Genomic DNA, 8,088 nt, shown 5'->3' with positions numbered 1-8,088 from the left:
GGATGAAGACCATGCCCTTGATCAGCACTTCGTCGCTGTCGACGGCGATTTCCGGGTCCATCGAGCCGAGCGCCATACTGTGACCGCGGGTGCGCATATAGGGCGGTTTCGTATAGGCCTCGTAGCCGGCGGCGATGATTGGTGCGTTCATGATCGAAACGAGATCCCGTGCGGCAACGCCGGGTTTGGCGGCGCGCATCGCATCGTGCAAGGCGCCGTCGAGAAGCGTGAACGTGTCCCGCTGCAGCTTCGTCGGCTCCCCGAACACGGCGGAACGGCAGATTTGCACATATTCCCCCTCGACCGCCGGAGTGATCTCGCCGAGAAGCAGATCGCTGCGATCGAACTTGCGTTCGCTGGCGCGATGAGCGGCGCGGTTATGCTGCGATGCTGAGAGAAGCTGGAAATTGTCTTCCGCGCCGAGGCCGCGCATATAGGCCTCCATCTCGGCGGCCAGCTGATATTCGGCCATGCCGGGACGGGCGACATCCAGCCCGTATTGATAGCCCCGCTCCGCGATGTCGGCGGCCTTGCGGACGCTGGCGAGCGACCATTCATCGCGCGCCCGGGAAATGTCACTGACCAGCTTGTCGCCGGGAACAGGTGCTTGCGTCAGCATGGCGGGCCAGGCGTCGCTGATCTCGCGAAGCTGGATGCCGCCAGCGATCGCCAACCGCTTGCCACGCATGTTGCGGCGGTCGAGCTCGGTCCGCACGGTGTCCAGAAAACTCTCCGGATCGACGGCGACGATATCGGCGACGTTCACCCATTCACGGGCGCGGCCGAGATCCCAAGCCGGCGTGGTGATGACGACCGGATCGCCCTCCACCGGCAGCAGGATCGCCATATGCGGGCCAAGCTGCCGGAGGCCGGTGAGATACCAGGCGGGATTGGAGGCCAGGAAGGAATGCCGGCCGGTCCCGTAGGCGATCATGCCTTCCAGCCCCTGTGCCCGCAGGCTCTCGCGCACCGCTTCGCGCCGGCGATCGAGGCAGCTGTCGCGTAGCGGGTTCGGCCGAAATTCGGAGGCGCTCATAGAGAAGCTTCCTTCGCTGCCAGAGCGGCGCGACGCGACCGCGTCGCCTCCTCGTCGACCGATTTGCGGTCCACAGACAGAACCACGCCGTAGTCTTCGTAGGCCTTCTCCGCCGAGACATAGCCCTCCGTCACGTCGCGAAGCACGCGATCGAGGTCACGTTCGAGCGGATTGCCCCAGCCGCCACCGCCGGACGTGCGGAAGATGACTTCTGTACCCGCCTTTCCGGCAACGCGCGGCGACAGCGATAGTTCGTATTTGTCTTCGCCGGGCGAGCGGATCAGCGTGTACCCGAGCACACCCGGCTTGCCGCCACATAGGCCCCAGGGGGCGTAACCCGAACGGTGTCCCGGAGGACCGGCATTCCAGCGGCCTTCCACCAGCGATTGGATCGTCGTCCTGACGCCGAGGCCGCCGCGGAACTTGCCAGCGCCGCCGGAATCCGGCCAGAGGCCACGTTCGAGCACGATGAGCGGGGTCTTCAGCTCCATCGTCTCGATCGGCGTATTGCGCACGTCGCCTTGGCAGACGGACATGGAAACATCCTCGCCGTCGCGATCGGGACGGCCGCCCCAACCGCCCGCCTCGATACTCTGCGCTACGAAGCCCGCATTGCGTTCGGGATCATGACCGGAAAGCGCAAACGGCGCGCCGAGCGAGCCGCTATGGGCTGCGGGAATACGGTCAGGAAGCGCTTCCGCAAAAGCACGCCAGACAGTGTCGACGACTGTCGGCAAGGCAGAACCCCAGCTCGCCATGAAGGCCGGGAAACGGGCCATCATCATGTTGCCTTCCGGAATGATGACCTTGAGGCCGGCGAACGCACCCTCGTTCAGCGGCTCCATCGGGCCGGTCAAGGCTTTGTAGGCGATGTAAGCGCCGGCATAGGTGCGGCTGTTGATCGCCGCGTCGTCGCGCTGCGGCGAACATCCGGAAAGGTCGATTTCCATGTCGCTGCCTGATACGGTGACCTTCACCTTGATCTCATAGGGCGGCGTGCCGCGCGCGCCATCGACGAAGGCGTCGGCGCGATAGACGCCATCCGGGATTTCCGCGACCGCGGCGCGGCACTTGGCTTCCGTTTCGGCATAGATGGCGTCGATGATATCGAGCACCGTGTCGTGGCCGTAGCGGTCGAGCAGTTCGCAGAAGCGGCGTTCACCGAGACGGCAGGCGGCTAGCTGCGAGCGCAGGTCCCCCATCGCGGCATCCGGATAACGGATGTTGTCGCGAATCATCTTGAGGATCTTCTTATCGGGCTCGCCCTTCTCGTAGATCTTCAGCTGATCGACCTGCAGGCCTTCGCTCCAGGGGTCATAGGCGCCCATGCCCCCGAAGCCGGTCGAAAGGCCCCCGACATCCGCCCAGTGGGCGCGCACGACGCCAAAGGCCACGAGCCGGTTCTGGTGGAAGACCGGCGTATAGATGACGACGTTGTTGAGGTGCTGGCCGGCGGTGGCCTGATGATTGTGCATGATGACGTCGCCGGGAAAGAACCCCTCCACGCCATAGTGCCGGATGCCATCCTGAATGACGACGCCGAGATCGGCGACGAAATGCGAGACGCCGCCGATATTCTGGGAGATCAGGGCCCCCTTCGTGTCGAGAAGCGCGGTGCAATAGTCCCGAATCTCATAGATCATCATGTTGTAGGAAGTGCGCTGCAGGTCGTAGCTCATCTCATCGGAGATCGCCGGCAGCGCATTGCGCATGACTTCGAGCGTCACCGGATCGAGACCGGCGGAGCTGCGTCGGGTTCTGTTTGCGGATGCTGTCGTCATGCCTTGGCCACTTCCACGATAATCTCGCCGGTTTCGGCAATGCTGATGAGATCGCCTTCGAAAAGAACGGTCGTCGAACCGAATTCCTCAATCACGCAGGGTCCGCGCAGCTGCATGCCGGGCGCCAGCAGCTCACGCCGGTAGACCGGGCATTCGACAGGCTTGCGCGGGTCCTCCAGGTAGATCGGCCGCGTGCCGGTTTGCGCGCCGGCCGCGTTGGCCGAAAGCTTCGGGAAGTTGATCTTCGGGCGTTCGCCGCGAGCGGTGAGACGCAGGTTGATCAGCTCCAGCGGCTCGTTCGGTGCCGCGTGGTCGAAGCGGTGCTCATGCATCTCGTTGAAGCGCCGGTTGATGGTGGCGCTATCGGCGTTTTTGATCTCTTCGGCCGTCACCGGAATCTGCAGGTGGAATTCCTGGCCGACATAACGGAGGTCCATAAAGTATTCGACGGAACGCGCCTTCTCCTCGACGCCGGCCTGGTCGAGCGCCGCAGCGCCTGTCAAAGCCAGCTCCACATAGATCGCCTGGATTTCTGCGTAATCGGAATTGGCAAGCCGCTTGTAATAGGTCCGCACGAAGTCCTGCCGGACGTCGCTCATCAACATGCCGAGCGCGGAGAAATGCGCCGGCAGGTTGGGGATGATGACCTTGGGGATGTTGAGATCGCGGGCGATGGCGAGCACATGCGGCGGGCCGCCGCCACCCATGGCGACGAGGGTAAAGTCGCGCGGATCGAAACCGCGCTGCACGGATACCCCCCGAACGGCAAGCGCCATCTTCGCGCTGGCGATTTTGAGGATACCATGCGCAACCTCCGTCACACTCATGCCAAGCGAGGGGCAGAGCCGCTCTGCGATACCCTTGCGCGCCGCCTCTTCGTCAAGAGGCATGCTACCACCAAGGAAGCTCTTCGCACCGATGCGGCCGAGGACGACGTTTGCGTCCGTCACCGTCGGCTCCGCGCCGCCGCGCCGGTAGGAGATCGGGCCGGGATCGGAGCCTGCACTTTGCGGACCAAGCTTCAATGCTCCGACCTGATCGATCCAGGCTATACTTCCGCCACCGGCGCCAACTTCCACGATATCGACCACGGGAAACATCACCGGATGACCGCTGGCATATCCACCGATATGATAGCCCTGCGCGATCGATACGGCGCCATCCTGGATCAGGCTGGTCTTGGCGGTCGTACCGCCCATGTCGAAGGCGATGACATTCGTTATGCCGAGCCTCCGTCCGACTTCGGCGGCGGCGATGACTCCCCCGACCGGTCCCGATTCCATCATCGCCACGGGCAGAACCTTAGCCTGATCCGGTGACATGACGCCGCCGCTCGACTGCATGATGAGAAAGCGGCCGCGGAAGCCGTCCACCCCGAGGCGGTCCTGCATGCGGCCGACATATTCGGTCGTCTTGGGGCCGATGTAGGCATTCATAACGGTCGTCGAGGTCCGTTCGTATTCGCGGTATTCACGAACGATCTCGTGCGACAGGGATATGTAGACGCCAGGTAACATCCGACGGAGGATTCTCCCCGCCTCTATTTCGTGCGTTGGATCGACATAGGAATGCAGGAAGCAGACCGCGACGGTTTCTGCGCCGCATTCCTTGATGGCACAGGCGACAGCCTCGACCTCGGCGGGATCGATCGGCTTCAGCACCGAGCCGCTTGCCGACAGCCGCTCGTCCACCTCGAAGGTGTTGGCGCGAGATGCGAGGGGCACGGGCCTCCTGAACGCGAAGTTGTAGGCTTCCGGCCTGTTCTGGCGGCCGATCTTGTAGACGTCGCGTGTGCCCTTGGTGACGACGAGTGCCGTTTTCGCGCCTTTTTCCTCGATGGCGATATTGATCGCGACCGTCGAACCGTGAACGATATTTTCTGCACTGCCGAGGGCAATGCCAGCCTTGGCCAGGCAATCCCAAACGCCTTGGGACAATTCATGCGGCGTGGTCAGTGACTTGGCCTGGTAGACGCGGCCCCTGCTTTCATCGAATGCGACGAGGTCCGTGAATGTTCCGCCGATATCGACAGCAACATTAAGGCCGCCCGAGGAAAGCTTGTTTTCAGACATTACCCACACCTATGATAGGGCTTCGGCCATGCTTCCCCGAAGAAGCGTTCCTCCCAAAACCCCGATTTGCGGCAACCACCTGCCGGAGCGAAAATCTTTCAAGACAACAGACAAATAGCAACGGGTGAAAGGGCTACAAAAGTGATAGGCTTTTGCCTATGTTGGCGCCGGCAAGCGATTGCAGGGCCAATGCATTACGTCATATAACTGTCGAAAATTTTTCGGCCTGCGCCATCATTCGATGCCTGCACGGGGCCGATTCACGGGCTTACGATATGCATAAACCGCCAAGGATTACGCTAAGACGGCTGGAAGTCTTCATTGCCATTGCAGAATGCGGCGGCTTCAGGGCGGCAGCCGAAAAGCTCGGCATGGTCCAGCCTTCGATCAGCAGTCACGTGCAGGCATTGGAAAGCCAGGCGGGCGGGGCACTCTTCCAACGTCGACGCGGCCGTGGCGTCGAACTCACGGATCTCGGAAAGACCTTTCTCAACCACGCCAGACTTCTTCTCGACGAAGCCGAGAGCATGGCAGTCGATCTCCATAGATCGCGGCTGGAATCCGAGCGCCGGGTCATCCTGGCTTGCCAGCGGTCGCTATCGGACTTCATGCCCCCTCTCCTTGCCGAATTTGCCGGGCAGCACCGGGAGGTCGAGCTGGTGACCCGGGTTGGACGCCAGGAGGAAGTGATCGATCTCATCCGCAGCGATACCGCAAATGTCGGCCTTTATCTCAGCAATGAAGAGGTGCCCGGCCTGAGCTCGGTCATTGTCGGACAGCAGGAGATTGCCATCGTCGCCTCCCCCAAGCATCCGCTGGCCAGGAGGAATGGCATTGCACCGGCTGAACTCGATACCTGTAGGTTCGTTGGTCCGCCGGACGGTTCATTGTTCGGTCAGAATGTCATCAAGATGTTGACCGAGGTCGGCGTCCACAATATTTCCGTCGTGTCGAAAGCCACCGAATTCGAATTCCTGCGGGCGCTCGCCATGGCCGAGGTCGGCCTGTATTGTTGCCTTCTAAGGCGCGTCCAGCATGATCTCGAAAAAGGCAACCTTGTCATGCTGCCGCTCGACGCACCGCCTCTGATGATGGACGTGCGGCAGATTTTCTCTGTAAAACGGCCCGTATCGCCTTCCGTAGCCCTGTTTGCCGAGTTTTTGCGAAAGCGGCACCTGGCTATTTCCAGCAGCAGCATTCACCGGAGATAGGCGATTACCTATCACTTTCGAAGCCTGATGGCCCCTTGCTATTTTTTTCTCGCCGATGCCACCTAACCGCTGCGCGTTTGGGAGCGCGTCGAAAGGGGACACGCGACAGAGGGCATGCAGATCGTCGCGTATCGATTCCCCCCGCTCGATGAAATCCAGCCGGCGCAGCATCGCTGAAAGGGACACGCCGCGAGACCTCAAAAGAGGCGAGGCGGAAATTGGGAGACACATATGCAGATCAGGTCGATTCTAGCGCTTTCGGCGGCAATCCTTCTCGGCGGCAGTCTTGCCGCGCATGCCGATACGCTCAGCGATGTCAAGGCTCGCGGCGCCGTTCGCTGCGGCATCGCTCCAAATAACCCCGGATTCGCCTTCACGGATAATCAAGGCAATCAACGCGGCTTCGACATCGATTTTTGCCGCGCCATCGCGTCGGCCGTTTTTGGCGACCCCAAGAAGGTCGAACTTCACGTCGTCGAGCCGCGCGACGCGTTCACGGTACTGACCACCGGCGGCGTCGACGTTCTGACTCACCGCTTCACCTGGAGCTACAATCGCGACAATGGTGGCGGCGTCGAGTTTCCGCTCACCGTCTTCTATGACGGTCAGGGTTTCATGGTCCGCAAGTCCGCCGGTATCAAGAGTGTCAACGAGCTGGATGGGGCGACGATCTGCGCTGCTCAGGGAACGACGACCGAGCTGAACATCGCGGACTATTTCCGCCAGCATAAGCTCACCTACAAGATTGTGACCTTCAATGGCACGGATGCGACGCGGCTTGCCTACGACGAGGAGCGCTGCGACGCCTGGACGAATGACCGCGGTTCGCTCGCCTCACGCGGCCAGGGACTGAAGGATCCGAGCCAGCACGTGATCCTTCCCGAGACGATTTCTAAGGAAACCGTGGGACCGGTCGTACGCGACAACGATGAAAAGTGGACTCATCTCGTCCGCTGGGTCGGATTTGCGACGATGGCCGCCGAAGAACTCGGCATCAACTCGGGCAACGTCGACGACATCGCGAAGACATCCGCCAGTCCTGAGGTTAAGCGGTTTCTCGGCATCGGCGACGACCTCGGCCAGAAACTTGGCCTGCCGGCCAATTGGGCTTACAACATCGTCAAATCCGTCGGTAACTACGGCGAGATCTTTGACCGCAATCTCGGAGAAAAGTCCTCGCTGCACCTCTCGCGCGGGCTGAACAATCTCTGGAATAACGGCGGTCTTCTGATCTCTCCGCCATTCCGCTGAGCACCGAGCGCCATAACCCACCTGCATGACCGCCAATATTAGCACGCTGAAACCACCGCCTCAGCCCGGCATGATCGCCAGGCTGAGCGCGGGCGGGCCGCGAACGCTGGCAATCCAGGCGATCGTCCTGCTTGTGCTGGCCCTGTTCGTTGGATCCATTGTGGTCAACGTCATCGGCAATATTGCTCGGCTCAACCTGCAAGTGGGTTTTGGCTTCCTGTCGCGGCCCGCCGGCTTCGAGATCGCCCAGACCCCGATCGCCTATCCGGAGGGCGCAACTTATTTCAGGGCTTTTCTCGTAGCATTCATCAATACGGCGCTGATCGCCGTCGTCTCCATTGTGCTTTCGACAGTGCTCGGCTTCTTCGTGTCGGTGGCGCGTCTGTCGATCAATCCACTTCTCTCGCTTCTGGCACAGTTCTATGTCGAGGTCGTCCGGAACGTTCCGCTGCTCCTGCAGTTGTTCTTCTGGTATTTTGCCGTCCTTGGAAGCCTCCCCGCCCCGCGCCAGAGCCTCAATGCATTCGACGTCTTCTTTCTCAACAAGCGTGGACTGTTCCTTCCAACGCCCATTCCTCAACCGGGTCTTCCTGTCTTCGTTGCGACAGCGGCCCTTTTCCTGATCGCGGCTGCTGTTCTCTTTGTTTCGGCACAGCGCTACCGCGTGAGAACCGGCAATATGTCCAGCGGTCGGTGGATCTCGGGTGCGATCTGCCTCGCTGTTCCCCTTCTCCTGC

At 61.3% G+C, this 8,088-nt stretch carries 6 protein-coding genes; 3 read left to right on the top strand and 3 right to left on the bottom strand.

Annotated features, from left to right (window positions below):
- The 3 genes from ACPYOI_RS33455 to ACPYOI_RS33445 form a co-directional block, all read right to left on the bottom strand.
- A partial coding sequence (locus ACPYOI_RS33455) for a M24 family metallopeptidase (protein ID WP_481423981.1) occupies positions 1-1,036 on the bottom strand: 1,036 nt, incomplete at its 3' end.
- The gene (locus ACPYOI_RS33450; RefSeq protein WP_481423980.1) at positions 1,033-2,817 is read right to left on the bottom strand and encodes a hydantoinase B/oxoprolinase family protein; all 1,785 of its coding nucleotides are present in this window, start codon (positions 2,815-2,817) and stop codon (positions 1,033-1,035) included. The genes ACPYOI_RS33455 and ACPYOI_RS33450, both read right to left, overlap by 4 nt.
- Positions 2,814-4,889 (bottom strand): hydantoinase/oxoprolinase family protein, encoded by a 2,076-nt coding sequence (locus ACPYOI_RS33445; RefSeq protein ID WP_481423979.1) that lies wholly within the window; start codon positions 4,887-4,889, stop codon positions 2,814-2,816. The genes ACPYOI_RS33450 and ACPYOI_RS33445 overlap by 4 nt, the downstream gene beginning before the upstream one ends.
- A gap of 275 nt (positions 4,890-5,164) precedes the next feature.
- Between ACPYOI_RS33445 and ACPYOI_RS33440 the strand changes: the two genes are divergently transcribed.
- From ACPYOI_RS33440 to ACPYOI_RS33430, 3 genes are all read left to right on the top strand, one after another.
- Positions 5,165-6,100 (top strand): LysR family transcriptional regulator, encoded by a 936-nt coding sequence (locus tag ACPYOI_RS33440; protein WP_481423978.1) that lies wholly within the window; start codon positions 5,165-5,167, stop codon positions 6,098-6,100.
- Between the two features lie 231 nt (positions 6,101-6,331).
- Entirely contained in the window at positions 6,332-7,351 is a 1,020-nt protein-coding gene (locus ACPYOI_RS33435; RefSeq protein ID WP_481423977.1) for an amino acid ABC transporter substrate-binding protein, read from the top strand.
- A 25-nt stretch (positions 7,352-7,376) separates the two neighbouring features.
- On the top strand, positions 7,377-8,088 hold a 712-nt coding region (locus ACPYOI_RS33430; protein WP_481423976.1), incomplete at its 3' end, for an ABC transporter permease subunit.

This window comes from Rhizobium sp. SVR5-2C (assembly GCF_056755115.1).
Note: the sequence above shows the minus strand (reverse complement) of the source record. Positions and strands in the feature narration are given on the sequence as shown.

What these genes read in the sequence shown, in the direction of transcription:
- ACPYOI_RS33450 (WP_481423980.1), bottom strand. Translation starts at nt 2,817, where the DNA reads ATGACGACAGCATCCGCAAACAGAACCCGACGCAGCTCCGCCGGTCTC.
- ACPYOI_RS33445 (WP_481423979.1), bottom strand. Translation starts at nt 4,889, where the DNA reads ATGTCTGAAAACAAGCTTTCCTCGGGCGGCCTTAATGTTGCTGTCGAT.
- ACPYOI_RS33440 (WP_481423978.1), top strand. Translation starts at nt 5,165, where the DNA reads ATGCATAAACCGCCAAGGATTACGCTAAGACGGCTGGAAGTCTTCATT.
- ACPYOI_RS33435 (WP_481423977.1), top strand. Translation starts at nt 6,332, where the DNA reads ATGCAGATCAGGTCGATTCTAGCGCTTTCGGCGGCAATCCTTCTCGGC.